Here is a 19,801-nt window from a genome sequence, read left to right as displayed (position 1 = left end):
AGCACGCTGTCGCGGTGGGGGCGGGGCGCCCGCGCCGTCACAGGCCCTGCCACGCAGGCTTGTTGGCGAACACCTCGCGGTAGTAGTCCCCGAGCTGGAGCCGGGACGCGGCGGCGGCGTCGAGGAGCACCGTGGCGCGCGGGTGGTGCTGCATGACCGTGGCGGGCCACATGGCGCTGACCGGCCCCTCGACGAGGTGGTGGACGGCCTCAGCCTTCCCGGCGCCGGTGGCGACCAGGACGAGATGCCGCGCCGACATGATCGTGGCCAGGCCCTGGGTGAGGCAGTGGTGCGGCACCGCGTCGACGTCACCGTCGAAAAAGCGGGCGTTGTCACGGCGGGTCTGCGAGGTCAGGGTCTTGATGCGGGTGCGCGAGGCCAGGGACGAGCCGGGCTCGTTGAACGCGATGTGGCCGTCGCTGCCGATCCCGAGGATCTGGAGGTCGACGCCGCCGGCCTCAGCGATGGCTGCCTCGTACTGCTCGCACGCGGCGGGGATGTCCTCGGCGTTCCCGTCGGGGCCCTGCACGGCGCCCGGGGCGAAGTCGACGCGGCCGGCGATCTCGCGCTCGATGACGTTGCGGTAGCGCTCGGGGTGGTCCGCCGGGAGGCCGACGTACTCGTCGAGCATGAAGGCGCGGGACCGGGCGAAAGAGATACGCCCGGCCTCGTACCGGCGCACGAGCTCGTCGTAGATCGCCAGCGGGCTGGACCCGGTGGCCAGACCGAGCACGGTCTCGGGCCGCTGCCTGAGCAGCCGCTCGATCTCGTCGGCGACGAGCGAGGCGATCGCCTCTGCGTCCGGCTGGATGACGACCTGCACGGGCTACCCCATTCCTCTGAGCGGTACCGGCCTGAGCGGTACCGGACGATCTCCGGCACGGCCACCCTACCGCCCGGGCCGTGAGACATCAGACGTCTCCGGGATCCGCTCGGATCCGGGCGCGCCCGGCTCCAAGCTCCGGCCGCCCTGCGCCGGCCGCCCCGGGCCGGCCACCCGGTGCCGGACAAGCAGAAGCGGGCAGGACCGCCCTCGGTCCTGCCCGCTCCCGGCGCGTCAGCGCAGGGTCACTTGGCGACGGCCTTCTTCAGGGCCGAGCCGGCGGAGATCTTGACGCCGTAGCCGGCGGGGATCTGGATCTCCTCACCGGTGCGGGGGTTGCGGCCCGTGCGGGCGGCGCGCTCGACACGCTCGACGCTCAGCAGGCCGGTGACCTTGACGGCCTCGCCCTTGCCGAGCGAGTCCACGAGGACCTCCTGCAGCGCGGACAGCGCGGCGTCGGCCTGGGTCTTGGTCAGCGAGGAACGCTCGGCGACGGCGGCGACGAGCTCGGTGCGGTTGACGGACATGAAATCCCTCTCATCGTTCGGGTTCGGGCACCCGTTGCTGGTGCCGCTGCGCCGACACTACGCACACGTCGGCGCGGTTGTCGCATCTAACGCGCCGCTTTTCCGCGTGTCTTCGCCGTTCTCGGGGTCCGGAAGGGCACCGTGAGCGTCACTCGAGTCACATCCGTCACACCGGCCAGCCCGGGCGGGGACCGCCCGGACCACGGCAGGATGGGGCGCACGCGAACACGTCAGGAGGACGGCATGGAGGAGCGCACGCTGGGCGGGTCGGGCCGGGAGGTCTCGGTGGTCGGCCTGGGCACGTGGCAGCTGGGGACCGAGTGGGGCGAGATCGACGAGGAGCAGGCGCGCGGGGTGCTGGCCGCGGCGGTCGACTCCGGCGTGACGTTCCTGGACACCGCCGACGTCTACGGCGACGGCCGCAGCGAGCGGCTGATCGGGTCGTTCCTCCGCGAGAACCCCGGCGTCGAGCTCACGGTCGCCACCAAGATGGGCCGGCGCGCGGAGCAGGTGCCCGCGTCCTACCACCTCGCCGCGTTCCGCGAGTGGGCCGACAGGTCCCGCACCAACCTCGGCGTCGACCGGCTCGACCTGGTCCAGCTCCACTGCCCGCCCTCGGAGGTCCTGACCTCGCCGGCGGTGTTCGAGGCCCTGGAAACGCTGGTGGCCGAGGAGCGGATCGCCGCGTACGGCGTCAGCGTGGAGACGTGCGACCAGGCGCTGGCGGCCATCGACGCGCTCCACCCCGTCAGCGTCCAGATCATTCTCAACGCCTTCCGGCGCAAGCCCCTCGAGCAGGTGCTCCCCCGCGCCGCCGAGGAGGGTGTCGGGATCATCGCCCGCGTGCCGCTCGCCTCCGGGCTGCTCTCGGGCCGGTACACGGCGGGCACGACGTTCGCCGAGACGGACCACCGCACCTACAACCGCAACGGCGAGCAGTTCGACATCGGGGAGACCTTCTCGGGCGTCGACTTCGCCACCGGGGTCGCGGCCGCCCAGGAGTTCTCCCGCCTCGTGGTCGAGCTGGGCCCCGAGGGGGCCTCGCCCGCCCAGGTCGCCCTGCGCTGGGTGATCCAGCAGGAGGGCGTCACGACGGTCATCCCGGGGGCGCGCAACGCCGAGCAGGCGCGCGCCAACGCGGCGGCCGCGGACCTCGAGCCGCTGTCCGAGGAGCTGCTCGCGGCCGTCGCCGCGCTCTACGACGAGCGGGTCCGCGCCCAGGTCCACCACCGCTGGTAGGCGCGAAGCGCCCGGGACGCGCCCGCCCGCGACGGTCCGCTCAGCGGGCGCCCGCTCAGCGCGCGCCCGCGACCGCCTCCGCGAACCACCCCGTGATGGTGGTGGGGTGGGTGATCGCGGTGCCGACGCAGACGGCGAAGGCCCCGCGGCCCAGCGCCTCGGCGGCCTGCGCCGGGCTGTGCACCCGGCCCTCCACCATGACGGGCAGGCGGCAGGCCGCCACCATCTCGTCGACCAGGTCGTAGTCGGGCCCGTCGGTGCGGGGCCGCTCGCCGCTGTACCCGGCGAGGGTGGTGCCGAGGATGTCGACGCCGGCCCGCTCGGCCTCCAGCGCGTCCGCCAGGGACCCGCAGTCGGCCATCACGAGGACGTCGGACCGCTCGCGGAGCGCGGCGACCGTCTCGGCGAGGGTGCGCCCGTCCGGACGCGGCCGCCGGGTGCCGTCCAGCGCGACGATCTGCGCGCCTGCCTCGGCCACCGCCACGGCGTGGTCCAGCGTCGGGGTGATGTAGACGCCGTCGTCGCCGTCCTTCCACAGCCCGATGACGGGGACGTCGACGGCGGCCACGACCTGGCGGACGTCCTCGACGCCCTGGGCGCGCACGGCGGCGGCGCCGCCGGCGACGACGGCGGCCGCGACCTGCGCCATGGTGCGCGGGTCCCGCATCGGCTCGCCCGGGTAGGCCTGGCAGGAGACGACCAGCCGGCCGCGCATGGACTCGATCAGGGGGTTCACGGTTGTCCTTCCTCTCCCGGCACGGCGGCCGGGGACGTCGTCCGAAGCAGGTCCCACGCGCCGCGCGCCGCGCCGACCACGGCGGCCGACCCGCCGAGCGCGGCGGGCAGCACCGGCAGCCCGGCCAGCGGCGCGATGAGCTCGCCGCGCAGGGCGGAGTCCATCGCCTCCCACCACAGCGGCCCCGCGGCGGCCATGCCGCCGCCGACCACGACGGCGGCCGGGTCGAGCACCGTGACGACGGCCGCGGTGGCGCGGCCGACGGCGGCGGCCGACTCGCGCACGGCGCGGACGGCGGTCTCCTCGCCGGCGTCGGCCCGGGCGACGACGTCGCGGGTGTCCGGGCTCGCCGGGTCCCCGCCGAGGGCCAGGTAGTGCCGGTGCAGCGCAGGCCCGGCGCCGAGCGCCTCGAGGTGCCCGGGTCGCCCGCAGGTGCACCGCAGGCCCTCGGCGCCCGGGGTGGGCAGGTGCCCGATCTCCCCGGCCACGTGGTGGGCGCCGCGCAGGGGCCGCCCGCCGAGGACGACCGCGCCCCCGACGCCGGTCCCGACGGCGACCATGAGGACGCTCGGCAGCCCCGCGGCCGCGCCCAGCCAGGCCTCGCCGGCGGCGTGGGCGTCGACGTCGTTCTCGACGTGGACGCCCCCGAGCGCCAGGTCGGCGAGCCGGTCGCGCAGCCCGCCCGCGACGTCGGTACCGGTCCAGCCGGCGATCGCGTCCGTGGCGGAGACGATCGTGCCGGAGGTCACGTCGACGACGCCGGCGGTGCCCACCCCCAGGCCGAGCACCGGTCCGCCCGCGCCGGCAGCGACCTCACGGACCAGGCCCGCCACGGCGTCGAGGATCGCGGCCGGACCGGCCTGCGCGGGGGTCGCCACCGTGCGGAGAGGTCCGACGGCGCCCTCGAGGGAGACCGCGGCGGCGGCAGTCTTCGTGCCGCCCAGGTCGACGCCGATCACCACGGCGTCGTGACGCAGGGGGGTGCTCATCGGGGTCACCGGCCGGAGAGGGACGCCTCCGGCGCCGCGAGGAGCCCCGCCGCGCGGGTGATCTCCTCGATGCGCTCGGCGACCTCGCCGTCCAGGGCGCGGACCGGGAACGCCATGGTGGCGCTGTCGATGAGGCCCTGGCGCTGCATCGCGACCTTGAACGCGCCCACGCCGGCGGCGTCGCCGGAACGCCCCGCCGCCTGGAAGACGATCTCGAAGAGTCGGGCGAGGCGGTCCTGCTCCGCGCGGGCGCCGGCCCAGTCGCCGGCCTCGGCGCGGTCCCACAGGCGGGCGTACCCGGCGGCGTCGACGTTGGCCAGGCCGGGCACCACGCCGTCGGCGCCGAGCAGCAGCATGCCGTCGACGACGACCTCGTGGCCCGTGAAGAGCGTCAGCGGCGAGCCCGCTGCCGCGTTCGCGGCGACGAGGCGGCGGAAGCCGACGTCGTCGCCCGAGGAGTCCTTCACCCCGGCGAGCACGCCCTCCGTGCCCAGCCGCACGAGAAGGTCGGCGCCGAGCTTGACCTTCACCCGGACCGGGATGTCGTAGGCGAGCACCGGCACCTCGGAGGCGGCGGCGACGGCGCGGAAGTGGTCCTCGATCTCGGCGGCGTCGTTGATCGCGTAGACGGGGGCGGTGGCGACGACGGCGTCCACGCCGGCCGCGACCGAGCGGCGCGCCTGCTCGACCACGCGCGCCGAGGTCAGGTCGATGGCGCCCGCGAGCACCGGCACGCGGCCGGCGACGGTGGCGACAACCGTGCGGACCACGAGGTCGCGCTGGTCGTCGGTGAGGTAGGCGACCTCGCCGGTCGAGCCCAGGACGAACACGCCGTGCACGCCCGAGGCGAGCAGGTGCTCGGTGACGCGCTCGAGGGAGGGCACGTCGACGTCGCCCTCGGCGGTGAACGGGGTGACGACGGGCGGGACGATGCCACGCAGGCGGGCGACGGTCACGATGACTCCATTTCTCGGTGAGCCGGACGGCTCGGACACAGGTTGGGGCGCCGCGGTCAGCGGGCCGGGTGCAGCAGCGAGGGGGCGGCCCCCATGAGCGTGCGGGTGTAGGGGTCCTGGGCCTGCTCGAAGATCTGCTCCGGGGTCCCCTCCTCGACGATGCGGCCGGCGTTCATCACGACGATCCGGTCCGAGATGTAGCGCACCGTCTGGATGTCGTGCGAGATGAACACCATGGACAGGCCGAGCTGGTTCTTGAGGTCCATGAGCAGGTTGAGGATCTGCGCGCGCACGGAGACGTCGAGGGCGGAGGTGGGCTCGTCGGCCACGACGATCTCCGGCTCCAGGGCCAGGGCGCGGGCGATGGCGACGCGCTGGCGCTGGCCGCCGGAGAGCTGGCTCGGCAGGGCCTCGAGCGCGGACGGCGGCAGCCCGACCATCGCCACGAGGTCCTTCACCCGCGCCGCACGCTGGGCGGGCGTCCCCACGCGGTGGACGTCGAGCGGGTCGCGCAGGGTGTCGCGGACGAGCATGCGGGCGTTCAGCGCGGTCGCCGGGTCCTGGAAGACCACCGAGACGACCCGGCCGAACCGCTTCCGGTCCGCGGCCGTGCGCCGGGTGACGGGCTCGCCCCGGAAGAACACCTGGCCGGAGGTGGGCTCCTCGAGCCCGGTGAGCACGCGGGCGGTGGTGGACTTCCCGCACCCGGACTCCCCGACGATGCCGAGCGTCTCGCCGCGGCGGATCTCGAAGGAGACGCCGTCGACGGCGCGGACCCGCTGGGCGGAGAACATCCCGCCGAGCCGGCTCTTGTAGACCACGTGCACGTCGCGGACCGCGACGATCGGGACGTCCTCGCCCCGGGGACTGGACGGGGCAGCGTGGGTGACGGTCATCGGACACCTCCGGGGACGACGAGCTCGGGGTCGCTGGCGTGGGCGGCGTAGCGGTGGTCTCGCCCGGGGAGCTCCCGCATCACGGGTCGCTCGTCCAGTCCGACGTCGGGGCGCGAGGACCGCGGCGCGAAGCGGTCGCCGGCCGGGAACTCCCGCGGCGAGGGCACCGTCCCGGCCACCTGGTGCAGGCGGTCGGCACCGGACTCGATCGAGAGCACCGAGCCGAGGAGGCCGCGCGTGTACTCGTGCAGCGGGTTCGTGAGCAGCTCGCTCGTCGGGGCCTGCTCCACCACCTGGCCGGCGTACATGACCGTCACGCGGTGGGCCACCTTGGCCACCAGGGCCAGGTCGTGGCTGACGAACACCATCGCGAAGCCCAGCTTCTCGCGCAGGTCGTTGAGGAGGTCGATCACCTGCTTCTGCACCGTGACGTCCAGCGCGGTGGTCGGCTCGTCGGCGATCACCAGCTTCGGGTCGCGGGTCAGGGCCATCGCGATGAGGACGCGCTGGCGCTGGCCGCCGGAGAGCTCGTGCGGATAGCTCTTCAGCGTGCGGGCCGGGTCGAGGCCCACCAGCTCGAGGAGCTCCTCGGCGGTGCGCGTCCCGCCGCGCCGGGTGAGCTGCTTCATCTGCGACGAGATCAGCATCGAGGGGTTCAGCGAGGACAGCGCGTCCTGGTAGATCATCGCCAGGTCGCGCCCCCGCAGCCCGGCGCGCTGCCGCGGCGAGAGGTCGAGCAGGTTGGTGCCCCGGTAGCGGATCTGACCGCTGATCTCGGCGCTGCGGTCGAGCAGCCCCATGATCGCCAGCGACGTGATCGACTTGCCGCAGCCGGACTCCCCCACCAGCGCCATGGTCTCGCCCGGGCGGACCGAGAAGGACACGTGGTCGACGACGTGCACGTCGCCGTGGCGCTGGGGGAAGCGGATGCACAGGTCCTCGACCTCGAGCAGCGGCTCGGCGTCGTCGGTGTACTCGAGGCGGTCCGTGCGGACGGCCTCCACCGCGCGCAGCTCGGCGAGCCGCTCCTCGAGCGGCACCTCGGCGGTGGCCGCCTCGACCGCGGGCTCCCGGGCGACGGCGACCTCCTCGCCGGCGGCGGCCGCGAGGGCGGCCTCGGCGGGGGTCTCGACGATCTTCCTGCCCTTGGGGGCGACCATCGCGTCCGTCATGCCCTCGGAGAGGATGTTCAGGCACAGCACGGTGAGCATGATGGCCAGGCCGGGGAAGAACGTCGCCCACCAGTAGCCGGCCATGACCAGGTCACGCCCGGCGGCGATGACGTTGCCCCACGAGGGCTCGGGGTCCGGCACGCCGGCCTGGATGAAGGACAGCGAGGCCTCGAAGACGATCGCGTCGGCCACCAGGACGGTCGCGAAGACCATCACGGGGGCGATGCAGTTACGGGCGACGTGCTTGACGAGCACCCACGAGGTGCGCGCGCCCATGACCTTCGAGGCGGCGACGTAGTCCTCGCCGTACTGGTCCAGCACGTTCGCGCGGACCACCCGGGTGAGCTGCGGGACGTAGAGGAAGGCGATGGTGAGCACGAGGACGGGCAGCGACCGGCCGAAGACCGTGACGAATACTGCGGCCAGCGCGATGCCGGGGAAGGACATGATGACGTCCAGGACCCGCATGAGGGTCTCGGAGACCCACTTCCTGGCGGTCGCCGCGACGGAGCCGAGGACGGCGGCGACGGCGAGGGCGATCGCCGTCGCCCCGAGCCCGATGACCAGGGAGTAGCGGGCGCCGTAGGCGACGCGCGAGAAGATGTCGCGGCCCTGGCGGTCGGTGCCGAACCAGTGCTCGCCGCTGGGCGGCTGCACCGGCGCGCCGGAGGCGAGCGGGCCGTGGGCGGTGACCAGCGGCGCGAAGACCGCCACGAGCGCCACGAGGGCGACGAAGGCCAGCGCCACCTTCGAGCCGGCCGGGAGCGCCCGCAGGCGCAGGCCCGGGGTGGAGAGACGTTCGGTGAGCTTGCGTCGCATGTCAGACCGTCCTGATGCGGGGGTTGACCAGCACGTACAGCAGGTCGACCACGATGTTGATGACGACGAAGGCCATGGCCACCGTGAGCGTCACGCCCTGGACGAGGTTGGGCTCGTTGTTGGTCACGCCGTTGAGGATGAGGGTGCCCATGCCCGGGAGGGCGAAGATGATCTCGATGACGACGGCGCCGCCCATGAGGTAGCCGACGCGCAGGCCGAGCACGGTGATCGGGGTGATCAGCGCGTTGCGCAGCACGTTGCGTCCCACGACGACCGACCGCGGGATGCCGGCACCGAGCGCGGTGCGCACGTAGTCCTTGTCGAGCTCCTCGACGACGGCGGTGCGGATCACGCGGGTGAGCTGGCCGACGACCGGCACGCCGAGCGCGAAGGCCGGCAGCGCCATGCGGGCGAGGTAGGCGCCCGGGTCCTCGGAGAACGCGGGCAGGGGGCCGGACGCCGGCAGCAGCCCGAGGCCGAGCGTGAAGGCCTGGATGAGGAGCACGGCCAGCCAGAACGACGGCGTGGCGAGGGAGCCGACGGAGAGGATGCGGATCGCCTTGTCCGGCCACCGGTCGCGGTAGAGCGCCGCCAGGATGCCGAGGACGAGGGCTCCGACGACGGCGATGACCAGGCCGAGGAAGGTCAGCTGGAGGGTGATCGGGAACGCCCGCGCCACCTCGTCCACCACCGGGGTCTGGCGTGCGCTGAACGTGCCGAGGTCGAGCTGGACGAGCCCGACGAGGAAGTTCCAGTAGCGCAGCAGCAGGGGGTCGTCGAGGCCGTTCGCCGCCCGGTAGGCCTCGCGGGCCTCGACGGAGGCGCCCTCGCCGAGGGCGTTGATCGCGGGGTCGATCCTCGAGAAGGACATCACCACGAAGACCAGGAGGCTGATCCCCAGGATCATGACGGGCAGCTGGAGCAGGCGTCGGCCGGTCAGCCGCAGGAGTGCGCTCACGCTCGGACTCCTTCGTTCGGGACGGCACGGGCCGCCGTCTGGGGCGACGGCCTGCGGGCCGCCGTCGGGGCATGCGGCGCGGGGCCGCGGGGTGGGGCGTGCGGCGCGGGCCGCGGGCGGGTCGCGGCACGGGGCCGCGGGGCGGTGGCGAGGCTCCCGAGGGAGCCTCGCCACCACGGGTCACTCGGTGACGCCGACGTCCAGGAAGGACAGGCCGGTCAGCGGCACGGGCGCGAAGCCGGACAGCGAGCCGGAGTCCCACGCGGTCGGCAGCTGGCGGTGCAGCAGCGGGTAGAGCGGGACCTCCTCCGAGATCAGGTCGAAGGCCTGGTTCCAGAGCTCCTGCTGCTCCTCGCCCTCGGCCTGGACCGCCTGGTCGAGCAGGCCGCTCAGCTCGGCGAACTCCTCGGTGTCGTTCCAGCGGTAGCGGCTCTCGGACCACACGTTGTCCCCGTACCACCAGCGCATGAGGATGTCGGGGTCGTTGCCGAAGACGGAGGGGTCACCGGGGGCGACCATCACGTCCAGCTCGCCCGCGTCCACCTTGGTGTACTGGCCGCCGGACTGGCCGATGTCGAGGGTGGTGTCGACGCCGATGGCGTCGAGGTCCTCCTTGATCAGCGGGGCGACGTCGGAGACCCAGCCGGTGTCCGTGGTGAGGAGGTTGATGGAGAGGTTCTCCACGCCGGCCTCCGCCAGCAGCGCCTTGGCCTTCTCCGGGTCGTAGGTGTAGACGGTGGAGGCCTCGTTGTAGTTCGGGTGGTCCTCGGGGAGGAAGCCCGTCGCCGGCGCGGCGTTGCCGAGCAGGCCGGTCTCGATGATCTTGTCCATGTCCAGCGCGTAGAAGAACGCCTGGCGCACGCGCGGGTCGTCGAAGGGCTCCTTGTCCGTGTTGAACATCATGAACAGGAGGCCGAAGGACTGCACCGACTCGACGTCCACCTGGCCCTCGAGGGCCGGCAGGTCGATGTAGGGCACGTCCTCGATCGCGTGCACGGTGCCCGAGCTCAGCGCGGTGACGCGGGCGGCCGGGTCGGACAGCAGGTTCCAGTTCATCCCGGCGGCCTGCGCGGGGCGGGTGCCGGTGTAGTCGTCGAACCGCTCGAACGTGATCTTGTCATCCGGGGTGGCCGAGGTGATCTTGTACGGGCCGGTGCCCACGGGCAGGGCGTTGAAGGCCTCGTAGTCGCTCTCGACGTCGTCCTGCGGGACGACCTTGACCACGGAGAGGCGCTCGGGGACCAGCGAGAAGGGGTACTTGAGGTTGACGCCGACGGTGTCCTCGTCGACCGCCTCGACGGACTCGACGAAGTCGATGAAGCCGGCGTAGAGCGACTCGTTCGCCGGGTCGAGGACGCGCTCGAAGCTGAAGACGACGTCCTCGACGGTCACCGGGTCGCCGTCGTGGAAGACGGCTCCCTCCCGCAGGTCGACCTCCCAGCGGGTCTCGTCGACCTGGGTGGGCAGCTCGGCCCCGAGCGCCGGGTAGACCTCGCGGGTGACGGGGTCCAGCTCGGTCAGCCCCTCCATGGTGTGCCAGTTGGCGGCGACGGTGACCGCGCCGGTGGTGACCATGGGGTCGAACCCGCCGCTGAGCGAGTAGGAGATGCCGGCCTCGATGACGGCGTCGGGGTTGACCTCGCCCGCGGCGGCGGAGCCGCCCGCAGCGGGCTCCCCGGACCCGGAGCCACCGGCGCAGGCCGCGAGCGCGAGCGCCGCGGTCGTGCCGACGGCGGCGACCTTCCACCCGCGGCGCGTGCCGGCGAGCCCTGTCTCTGAACGGTGCATTGCGTACCCTCCATTGGGACTGACGTCTGATGTCTGACGTATTACGATGACACTAGAACGTCGAAGCCGAAGGGGTCAAACATGACGACGAACGCACCTGCCGGGACCGGAGGACAGCCTACGTTCACCACGCGAACACCCGTGGTGTCGCGCCGGGCCAGCACCGCCGACCAGATCAAGGACTACATCCTGACCCAGGGCCTGCGCCCCGGGGACCACCTGCCGACCGAGTCGGAGCTGTGCGAGCGTCTGGGCGTCTCGCGCTCCAGCGTGCGGGAGGCGATCCAGACCCTGTCCACCCTCGACATCGTCGAGGTGCGCCACGGGCGTGGGACCTTCGTCGGGCAGATGTCCCTCGACGCCCTCGTCGAGGCCCTGGTCTTCCGGGGCGTGCTCAGCCCGGGCGACGACCTGCAGGCCCTGCGTGAGGTGCTCGAGATCCGCCAGGCGCTCGACCTGTCGATGGCGGAGCGGATCGTGACCGCGATGCGCGGCACCGAGAACCCCAACCTGCACGAGCTGGTCGACCAGATGGTGGCCAGCGCGGCCGCCGGGGAGACCTTCGCGCGCCAGGACCGCCTGTTCCACGCCGAGCTGCTCGACCACATCGACAACTCCCTCGTGGGCCAGCTCGTCACCGCGTTCTGGGACGTGCACACCGCGGTCCTGCCGCGCCTGGGCCTCTCCCTGCCCGCCGACCTCGACCAGACGGCCCGCGCGCACCGCGACATGCTCGTGGCGGCCGAGGCCGGCGACGTCGAGGCCTTCCGCGCCGCCGTCGTCGACCACTACGCCCCGCTGCAGCGCACGCTCGACGAGGTCCGGCCCCGATGACGCTGGCGGTCACCGTCGTCGGCACGGGCGCCTTCGCCCGGGAGCACCTCCTGGCGATGGCGGGCATCCCCGAGATCGAGGTGCGGTGGGTGGCCGGCCGGGAGCTCGACCGCGCCGAGGAGCTGGCGCGGCTCGCTCCCGGCGCGCGCGCCACCACGGACGTCGCCGCCGCGGTCGCCGACCCCGCGGTCGAGGCCGTCGACGTCGTCAACGCGACCCCGGGGCACGCGCCGTGGACGATCGCCGCCGGCGAGGCCGGCAAGCACGTCCACGTGGACAAGCCGGCCGCGCTGTCGCTGCCCGACCTCGACGCCATGGTCGCGGCCACGGAGGGGCGGGACCTGACCCTCATGGTCGGGCAGACCGTGCGCTTCCAGCCCGCCGTCCGGGCCCTCGCCGAGGCCGTGCGCGCCGGCCGGGTCGGCGACCCGCGCCTGGCCCACATCACCTGGTACACCGGCCACGCCTGGCCCGGCGGCTGGCGCAGCTGGCAGCTGGACCCGGCCCTCTCGGGCGGGCACCCGGTGCACAACGGCACCCACATCATGGACGCCGCGACCTGGCTGCTCGGCTCCGCCCCGGAGGAGGTCTTCACCCGGGGCTTCCGCACCTTCTCCCCCGAGATGGAATCCCCGGACAGCTTCCACATCCAGGTGCGCACGGCCGACGGCTCACTGGCCACGCTCGAGCTGTGCTACGCGCTGCGCCAGCGCGGGGACATGCTGCGCCGCGTCGTGCTCGTGGGCACCGAGGGCACGCTGCGCCATTCCACCGAGGACGAGCCCGGCCTCGCCTCCGACGCCGCGCGCCCGGGTCCCCTCTCGCTCGAGGGCGCCCTGCGCACGCAGCTGGCGCACTGGGTCGACGTGGTCCGCGGACGCGCCGAGCAGGTGGTCCGGACAACCGAGGTGCAGGCGGCCCTCGCCGGGGCCCTCGCCGCCCAGCGCTCGCTCGTCACCGGCCGGCGCGTCCACGTGGACGAGATCGCCGGCCACGACCGCTCCGGCGTCGCCGGGAAGGGAACCCTCGCATGATGCACCGCACGCCTCCCGGCGCCTCCACCCCCCTGCGCGTCGCGCTCGCCTCCGGCGTGCGCCACGCCGCCGACTACCTGCGGATCCTCGGCGCGGACCCCCGCGTCGAGCTCGTCGCCGTGTCCGAGGAGCCGGACACCCCCGAATGGGTGCGCGCCGACTCCCGGCGCGCCGCCGACCGGGCCGGTGTCCGCTACACCGAGGACGTCGCGTCGGTGCTCGGCCCCGACGTCGCCGACCTCGTTCTCGTGTGCTCCGAGCCCACCCGGCACGCCAGACTCGCCGTCGCGGCGCTGGAGGCCGGCGCCGACGTGCTCGTGGACAAGCCCGTGGCGACCTCGCTCGCCGACGCCGACGCCGTGGTCGCCGCCGCGGCACGGGCCGGCCGCGTCTGCGCCGTGGTCAACCGCACCCACTCCCCCGCGCTGCGCCGGGCGCGCGGCTGGATCGACGCCGGTCACCTCGGGCTGCCCCGGCACCTGGACCTGGAGTTCTTCGCCTCGGGCGCCCACTTCGCCACCTCGGTGGAGCGCCCGGAGCTGGTGGTCGACACAGCCCTGTCCGGCGGCGGGGAGATCATGAACTTCCTCGGCTACTGCGCCGACGCCACCCACTACCTCACCGGTCTGCGCACGCTCGAGGTGCACGCGCTGGCCGGCTCGCTGTTCTCGCCCGCGCACCGCTCCGCCGGCGTGGAGGACTCCGCCGTCGTCACCCTGGCGCTGGAGCGCGGCGTGACCGCGACGATCACGCTCGGGCGGGTGCCGCACGCACCCGGCGGCACGCCGACCACCTCCTCCGTGCGCGTCCTCGGCTCGCACGGCCACGCCGTGGCGGACGACGACGTCCCGGCGGTGTCGCACTTCGGGGCGTCCGGCCGCACGACGCTGGCGGCCGACGCCGGGCAGGTGGCCCTGGAGGCCTACCTCGGGCACGTCGTGGAAGCGCTGCTGGCCGGCGCTTCGCCGGACTACACGGCGTCCCACGCCCGGGAGGCGATGGCCGTGATCGACGCCGCCTACCGGTCGCTCGAGGCGGGCGACGTCGCGGCGGTGCGCTGAGCACGGTCGGGCACCTGCTGCCACGGCCACTACCTGCCACCCGGCGCGACTTCCACATCAGACATCAGACGTCATACGCTCGGTTCTGGTGAGACGGACCTCCCGCCTCGCCAGGAACGAAAGGACATCGATGTCACTCCTCCGTTCGAGGCGGCGCTCCGCCGCCTCGCTGACCCTCGCCGTCGCACTCGCGTGCGCCGCGCCCCTGGCCGCGCAGGCGGACACCGCGCCCGCCCCGGACTTCGACGCGACGCCCCCGCAGGCGGGCGAGCCGTTCTACACCGAGCAGGACCTCGCCGTCGGCGGCGAGGGCGGTTTCCCGAACTACCGGATCCCGGCGCTGGCCGTGACGAACGACGGCGACATCCTCGCCTCCTACGACGGCCGGCCGACCGCATGGGACGCCCCCGGCCCCAACTCCATCCTCCAGCGCCGCTCCACCGACGGCGGCGTGACGTGGGAGGAGCAGACGTTCGTCCACGAGGGCAAGGTCGAGGCCCCGATCGAGGGCTACTCGGACCCGAGCTACATCGTCGACCGGCACACCGGCGACATCTTCAACTTCCACGTCAAGTCCTTCGACCGCGGCTTCGGCAACTCCCAGCCCGGCGTGGACCCCGAGGCCCGCAACGTCCTGCACGCCGAGGTCAGCGTCTCCCACGACGACGGCGAGACCTGGGAGCACGAGGTCATCACCGCTGACGTCACCGCCGACCTCGGGTGGCGCTCGCGCTTCGCCGCCTCCGGCCAGGGCATCCAGCTCAAGTACGGCGAGCACGCCGGCCGGCTGATCCAGCAGTTCACGATCATCAACGCCGCCGGCACGTTCCAGGCCGTCTCGGTCTACTCCGACGACCACGGCCAGACCTGGCAGGTCGGCGAGCCGGTCGGCGTCGGCATGGACGAGAACAAGACCGTCGAGCTCTCGGACGGCCGCGTCATGCTCAACTCGCGCGACTCCCACCGCTCCGGCTACCGCACGGTGGCGATCTCGGAGGACGGCGGCGTCACCTACGGCGAGGTCACGATCGACCGTGAGCTGCCGGACCCGACCAACAACGCCTCCATCGTCCGGGCCTACCCCGACGCCCCCGAGGGCTCCGCCCGCGCCAAGGTGCTGCTGTTCTCCAACTCCGGCTCCCAGACCTCGCGCACCAACGGCACCATCCGCATGAGTTTCGACGACGGCGAGACCTGGCCCGTCGCGAAGGTCTTCCAGCCCGGAGAGATGGCCTACTCCACGCTGGCCACCCTGCCCGACGGTAACGTCGGCCTGCTCTACGAGCCCGGCCACAACGGCATCCGGTTCGCGCAGTTCAACCTCGCCTGGCTGCAGGGCCTGGCCGCGCCGCTCACCGTCGCGGACGTCGTCGCGGACCGCGGCGAGACCTTCCAGGTCGACGTGCAGATCGAGAACCAGAGCGGGCGCGCGCTCCCCGAGGCGGAGCTGTCCCTCGACCTCCCCGAGGGGTGGGTGCTGGAGGGCACGGAAGTCCCGCACCTCCTCCCGGGAGCCAGCGCGACCGCGACCGCTACGGTCAGCGTCCCGGCCGACGCGGTCGGCGGCCGTCACACCGTGACGGCGACGCTCAGCTCGGACGGGACGTCGACGTCGAGGACCTTCGACGTCGAGGTCAGCCTGCTCGACCAGGGCGCCTTCTCGATCGCCGAGGTCTCCAGCGAGAACCCGAGCTCCGGCGAGGGCGCGGCCCAGGCGATCGACGGCAGCACGAGCACGCACTGGCACTCCGCGTGGTCGGTGTCCCCGGCCCCGGGCTACCCGCACCACCTGACCGTCGACCTCGGCGCCGAGCACGAGATCTGGGCGCTGCACTACACGCCGCGCCAGAGCGGCACCAACGGCCGGATCGGCGGCTACGAGGTCTGGACCAGCACGGACGCCAGCACCTGGGTGCCGGCGACGACCGGGACGTTCGCGCCCGGGAGCGCCACCCAGCGGGTCGCGTTCGACGCGACCACGGCCCGGTACGTGCGGCTCGTCGCGACGAGCTCGATCGGCGGGGACCGGTGGGCCTCGGTGGCCGAGCTGAACGTCGAGGGCGTGCGCTGACTCCACCACCCTGAGGCCCGGTCGGGCAGCCCCGGCCGGGCCCGGCCGCCCCGGCCCGAGAAGAGGCCCCGGCCGCCACAGGCGGCCGGGGCCTCGTCGTCCCACGGCGTGCGGTCGGAGCCGTCAGCGCCAGGCGAGGTCGTCCCCGCCGTACGGGCGCGGCGGCGCGGGGTAGGCCAGCCGCGCCCCGTCGACCGTCAGGGGCGGCGGCACGTGGACGAGGGGGCCGTACTCCGACTCCGTCGTCGCTGTCCGCACCGCCGTCTCTCCGGCCTCCGCGTCCGGCACCGGCATGCCCTGGAGCTCGTGGGAGATCCGGGCCAGGCTCAGGCGCACGGCGCGGCCGCCGTGGTCCGCGCGCTCGACGAGCCCGTCCATCACCGCCGCGGCGAGGAGGTAGCCGGCGGTGTGGTCCAACGCCTGGACGGGCAGCGCGCCGGGACGCAGGCCGCCGGGGCCCGAGGTGGCGTAGCGGTGCGCGACGCCCGTCGCGACCTGCACGATGGAGTCGAACCCGCGCTCGTGCCCCCACGGCCCACGCTCGCCCCAGGCGGAGAGCTCGGCCACGACGAGGTGCGGGTGCCGCCGAAGGACCTCCGGCGCGCCCAGGCCGAGCCCGGCGAGCGCGCCGGGGCGGTAGCCCGAGACGAGGACGTCCGCGTCGGCGAGGAGCTCCTCCACCCGTGCCCGCACGGCCGGCTCGGCGAGGTCGGCCTCCGCGGACCGCTTGGCGAACCCGGTGTCGAGGTGCTGGTCGAGGAGCTCCGGGCGGCCCGGCGGGTCGACCCGCAGGACGTCGGCGCCGAGCGCGCCGAGCGTGCGGGTGGCGGTCGGCCCGGCGATGACCCGGGTCAGGTCGAGCACGCGCAGGCCCGACATCGGCCCGTCGGCCGTCGGTGGCAGCGCACGGCCCGCTCCCCCGCCAGGCCGCGCCTCCACGAGCGGGGCGGCGGCCACGACGGCGCCGTGCTCGTGGGCGAGCCACTCCTCCGGCGTGCGCAGGGCGGCGGCCACGCCGCCACCGGCGCGCACGTGGGTCTCGAGCGTGCGTGCCGCCTCGCGCCGGACGGCGGCCCCCACCATGACGGAGGCGGCGTCGTCGGGCAGGCCGGGGTCGACCCCGAGCGACTGGAGGAGCGCCTGGCGGTGGTGCGGGTAGTTGGCGTGGAAACGCACCCAGCCGTCGGCCGCCGCGAAGAAGCGGGACAACGGGGCGAAGCCGACGATCTCGCGCCCGTCCACGCGCAGGTGCCGGAACGACGCGAAGGACGCGGCGACGTCGGAGCTGTCCACCGTGATCCCCGGTTCGCGGCCGCGGAGGCGACCAAGGCGCGCCGCCGCCCGGGCGCACGCCGCCACCGAGCCGACCGCCAGCCCCTCGACGTCGAGGGGCCCGGCCCACCATCGGCGCGGGCCGACCACGCGCGGCTCGTCGTCGTCCGCACGTGCGGCATCTCCCCCGGGGCCGCCCGCCAGGACGGGCCAGGGGACCCATCGGTCACCCATGCTCCACATTCCCACGGCGGGCGGTGCCACGGGGGTCAAACCACGTCGCGACGGCGGAAGACGAGTGCGCCGGCCAGGACGAGGAGCGCCGCGAGCACGAGGAGGTAGGCCGCCGAGTGCCCGAACGCCAACGACTTCTCGGTGTACTCGCAGAGGGTGCCCGTGCTGTCCGTGGTGCAGGTGTTCACGAAGTAGGTGGTGCCGCGGCTGATCCACCCGTCGACGTTCCTGCTCACCAGCCAGGGCTGGAACCGCTCGAGGTAGCCCGCGAGCATGAGCTCGACGACCACCACCCACCCGACGGCGACCCCGAGCACCGCGGCCGTGTGCCGCAGGAGGAACCCCAGCGCCGCGGCGACGGCGGCGACCACGGCGCAGAGGGCGAGGATGCGCCCCGCGGTGGCCGCGGCGCCGGACCAGTCCTGCGCCGTCATCCCACCCGCCAGGCCGAAGCTGCCGGCGATCGCCCACGCCCCGGCCACCACGACGCCGAGGAGGACGGCGGTCACCGGCAGGACGCCGACGGCGGCGGCGAGGAGCTTCGACCCGTAGACCCGGAGGCGGCGCGGCTCGAAGGTCAGCCAGTTGCTCAGCGAGCCCGTGCTGGCCTCGGCCGCGGTGAACGTCGCACCGACGAGGAAGGCGAGGAAGAGCAGCTGGAAGGCCCCGCCCGAGAGGACGCCGGGCAGGGAGTCCTTCAGCGGCGGGGCGCTGCGGAGGAACCACTCCTCCTTGGGCTCCATGTCCTGGCAGCCGTAGTCGACGTCCTGGCCGGTGGTCTCCCGCTCGAGCTCCTCGTCGGCGAGGCACTGCGCCAGGTACTCCTCGCCGTTCTCCTCCCAGTCCGCCCGTGCGCGCTCGTACTCCGTCTGCGCCTGCGCGCGTTCCGCGCCGGACATCGGCTGGGACGACTGCCAGAACCCGAACAGCAGCATGCCGGTGACGACGACGGCTCCGGCCGTCGCGAGGACGACGAGGCGCCGGGAGATCAGCCGGCGCAGCTCCACCCGGAACAGACGCGTCATCGGGGCTCACCGCCCTCGACCGTCGCGGGGACCGGCTCGCCGAGCGGGGGCGCCGCCGGGGGGCTGCGGTCCGCGCCGGCGTGCCTGCCGCCCGGCGGCGTCTGACCGGGGCCCTCGCCGGTCGTCAGGTCGAGGAAGACCTGCTCGAGGTCGGCCCGCAGCGGCGTGAGCTCGCGGACGTAGATGCCCGCTCGGGCGAGCAGCTCGGTGATGCGGGCGGGGTCCTCGACGCCGCGCACCCGCAGGGCGGGACCGTCGGGCCGGAACCGCAGGCCGGCCGCGGTCAGCACCGCCGCGGCGGCCGCGGGGTCCGGGACGCCCACGCGCACCGCGGTGATGCCCCGTTCCCCGATGACGTCGTTCACCCGCCCCTCGGCGAGCAGCCGACCCCGGCCGATGATCGAGACGGTGTCGGCCACCTGCTCGACCTCGGCGAGGATGTGGCTGGAGACCAGCACGGTGCGGCCCTCCTCCCCCAGCCTCCGCATGGTCTCCCGGATCTCGCGGATGCCCGCGGGGTCGAGCCCGTTGGTGGGCTCGTCGAAGATCAGCAGGTCCGGCGACTTCAGCAGCGTGGCGGCGATGGCCAGCCGCTGCTTCATGCCCAGGGAGTACCCCTTGTACCGGTCGCGGCCGCGGTCGGCGAGGCCGGTGGACTCCAGCACCTCCCCGACGCGGGCGCGCGGCGCCCCGATCGCGCCCGCCAGCAGCTCGAGGTTCCGGCGCCCCGAGAAGGTGGGGAAGAACTTCGGCGACTCCACGATCGCGCCCACCCGCCCGATCACGTCGGGCAGCCGCGCGGGGATCTCCTGGCCGAAGATGCGCATCGACCCGGACTCGGCACGCACCAGGCCGAGCAGCATGCGGATCGTCGTGGTCTTGCCGGACCCGTTGGGCCCGAGGAACCCGTGCACGCCGCCCTGCGGGACGCGCAGGTCCAGCCCCTCCACGCCCACCCGCGCCCCGCCCCGGCCGCGGTAGGTCCGGCGCAGCGCCGTCGTCTCGATCGCCAGCTCGCTCATCGCGCTCCCGTGCTCGGAGGGCTGCCGGCACGTCGCGACTCGCCGACCCGTCCCGGACGGGACGTCCTGACCTGGCCGGATGCTACCGACGAACCGGACGGGCGACGCCGGACACGCCGGTCGCCGACGTGCCGACGCCGGTCGGAAACCGCTTCACGGCACTTCAGCCAGGTCAGGACCTCTGTCCCGGTTCGTCCCGTTCTGCCCGGCCTACGTTGGTCCCGTAAGGAAGAAGGGCCGGTCCGATACCGGCCCGGAACACCGCGCGGGAAGCCAACAGGTGGCTGCCCGCAGATACGGGGAAACCACCATGAGCAGCAGCATCGCCAAGATCGCCGGCATCGT

Annotated in this window: 17 protein-coding genes; 5 read left to right on the top strand and 12 right to left on the bottom strand. The window is 74.0% G+C overall.

Translation table 11 applies throughout. From position 1 onward, the window contains the following. Positions 1-37 precede the first annotated feature (37 nt). A complete protein-coding gene (gene nagB, locus ABD774_RS16360; RefSeq protein ID WP_345043445.1) occupies positions 38-823 on the bottom strand; it encodes a glucosamine-6-phosphate deaminase in 786 nt (261 codons plus the stop codon). A 245-nt stretch (positions 824-1,068) separates the two neighbouring features. Beyond that, positions 1,069-1,350: an HU family DNA-binding protein gene (locus tag ABD774_RS16355; RefSeq protein WP_152194886.1), complete on the bottom strand. Its 282-nt coding sequence runs from the start codon at positions 1,348-1,350 to the stop codon at positions 1,069-1,071. Positions 1,351-1,593: 243 nt separating this feature from the next. Between ABD774_RS16355 and ABD774_RS16350 the strand changes: the two genes are divergently transcribed. Next, positions 1,594-2,589 (top strand): aldo/keto reductase, encoded by a 996-nt coding sequence (locus tag ABD774_RS16350; protein ID WP_345043441.1) that lies wholly within the window; start codon positions 1,594-1,596, stop codon positions 2,587-2,589. 55 nt (positions 2,590-2,644) lie between these two features. Here the strand turns inward: ABD774_RS16350 and ABD774_RS16345 are convergent, their stop codons facing one another. From ABD774_RS16345 to ABD774_RS16315, 7 genes are all read right to left on the bottom strand, one after another. Beyond that, positions 2,645-3,325: an N-acetylmannosamine-6-phosphate 2-epimerase gene (locus ABD774_RS16345; protein WP_345043438.1), complete on the bottom strand. Its 681-nt coding sequence runs from the start codon at positions 3,323-3,325 to the stop codon at positions 2,645-2,647. Beyond that, complete coding sequence (locus ABD774_RS16340; RefSeq protein ID WP_345043436.1) at positions 3,322-4,314, bottom strand: ROK family protein; 993 nt, start codon at positions 4,312-4,314, stop codon at positions 3,322-3,324. Before ABD774_RS16340 ends, ABD774_RS16345 begins: the two co-directional genes overlap by 4 nt. Before the next feature lie 5 nt (positions 4,315-4,319). Further along, on the bottom strand, positions 4,320-5,270 hold the full coding sequence (locus tag ABD774_RS16335; protein ID WP_345043433.1) for a dihydrodipicolinate synthase family protein: 951 nt from the start codon (positions 5,268-5,270) through the stop codon (positions 4,320-4,322). 56 nt (positions 5,271-5,326) lie between these two features. Then, positions 5,327-6,166, bottom strand: a complete 840-nt coding sequence (locus ABD774_RS16330) for an ATP-binding cassette domain-containing protein (protein WP_345043431.1) — start codon at positions 6,164-6,166, stop codon at positions 5,327-5,329. Next, positions 6,163-8,157 carry a dipeptide/oligopeptide/nickel ABC transporter permease/ATP-binding protein gene (locus tag ABD774_RS16325; RefSeq protein WP_345043428.1) on the bottom strand — a complete coding sequence of 665 codons (1,995 nt, stop codon included), beginning with the start codon at positions 8,155-8,157 and terminating at the stop codon, positions 6,163-6,165. Before ABD774_RS16325 ends, ABD774_RS16330 begins: the two co-directional genes overlap by 4 nt. 1 nt (position 8,158) lies before the next feature. Beyond that, positions 8,159-9,115: an ABC transporter permease gene (locus tag ABD774_RS16320; protein WP_345043426.1), complete on the bottom strand. Its 957-nt coding sequence runs from the start codon at positions 9,113-9,115 to the stop codon at positions 8,159-8,161. A 180-nt stretch (positions 9,116-9,295) separates the two neighbouring features. After that, the gene (locus ABD774_RS16315) at positions 9,296-10,903 is read right to left on the bottom strand and encodes an ABC transporter substrate-binding protein (RefSeq protein WP_345043424.1); all 1,608 of its coding nucleotides are present in this window, start codon (positions 10,901-10,903) and stop codon (positions 9,296-9,298) included. An 81-nt stretch (positions 10,904-10,984) separates the two neighbouring features. Here ABD774_RS16315 and ABD774_RS16310 point away from each other — a divergent pair, with 81 nt between their 5' ends. From ABD774_RS16310 to ABD774_RS16295, 4 genes are all read left to right on the top strand, one after another. After that, positions 10,985-11,737, top strand: a complete 753-nt coding sequence (locus ABD774_RS16310) for a FadR/GntR family transcriptional regulator (RefSeq protein WP_345043421.1) — start codon at positions 10,985-10,987, stop codon at positions 11,735-11,737. Beyond that, entirely contained in the window at positions 11,734-12,771 is a 1,038-nt protein-coding gene (locus ABD774_RS16305; RefSeq protein ID WP_345043418.1) for a Gfo/Idh/MocA family protein, read from the top strand. Before ABD774_RS16310 ends, ABD774_RS16305 begins: the two co-directional genes overlap by 4 nt. Next, complete coding sequence (locus ABD774_RS16300; protein ID WP_345043416.1) at positions 12,768-13,832, top strand: Gfo/Idh/MocA family protein; 1,065 nt, start codon at positions 12,768-12,770, stop codon at positions 13,830-13,832. The genes ABD774_RS16305 and ABD774_RS16300 overlap by 4 nt, the downstream gene beginning before the upstream one ends. A 130-nt stretch (positions 13,833-13,962) precedes the next feature. Further along, complete coding sequence (locus ABD774_RS16295; RefSeq protein ID WP_345043413.1) at positions 13,963-15,903, top strand: discoidin domain-containing protein; 1,941 nt, start codon at positions 13,963-13,965, stop codon at positions 15,901-15,903. Positions 15,904-16,026: 123 nt separating this feature from the next. Here ABD774_RS16295 and ABD774_RS16290 read toward each other — a convergent pair whose 3' ends face one another. Genes ABD774_RS16290 through ABD774_RS16280 form a run of 3 tightly spaced genes read right to left on the bottom strand, consistent with a single transcriptional unit; the run spans position 16,027 to position 19,456 of the window. Next, the gene (locus ABD774_RS16290; protein ID WP_345043411.1) at positions 16,027-17,409 is read right to left on the bottom strand and encodes a CoA transferase; all 1,383 of its coding nucleotides are present in this window, start codon (positions 17,407-17,409) and stop codon (positions 16,027-16,029) included. A 35-nt stretch (positions 17,410-17,444) separates the two neighbouring features. Next, on the bottom strand, positions 17,445-18,434 hold the full coding sequence (locus ABD774_RS16285; RefSeq protein ID WP_345043408.1) for an ABC transporter permease subunit: 990 nt from the start codon (positions 18,432-18,434) through the stop codon (positions 17,445-17,447). Further along, complete coding sequence (locus tag ABD774_RS16280; RefSeq protein ID WP_345043406.1) at positions 18,431-19,456, bottom strand: ABC transporter ATP-binding protein; 1,026 nt, start codon at positions 19,454-19,456, stop codon at positions 18,431-18,433. The genes ABD774_RS16285 and ABD774_RS16280 overlap by 4 nt, the downstream gene beginning before the upstream one ends. Positions 19,457-19,801 lie beyond the last annotated feature (345 nt).

This window comes from Georgenia daeguensis (assembly GCF_039537705.1).
Lineage (GTDB): Bacteria > Actinomycetota > Actinomycetes > Actinomycetales > Actinomycetaceae > Georgenia > Georgenia daeguensis.
Note: the sequence above shows the minus strand (reverse complement) of the source record. Positions and strands in the feature narration are given on the sequence as shown.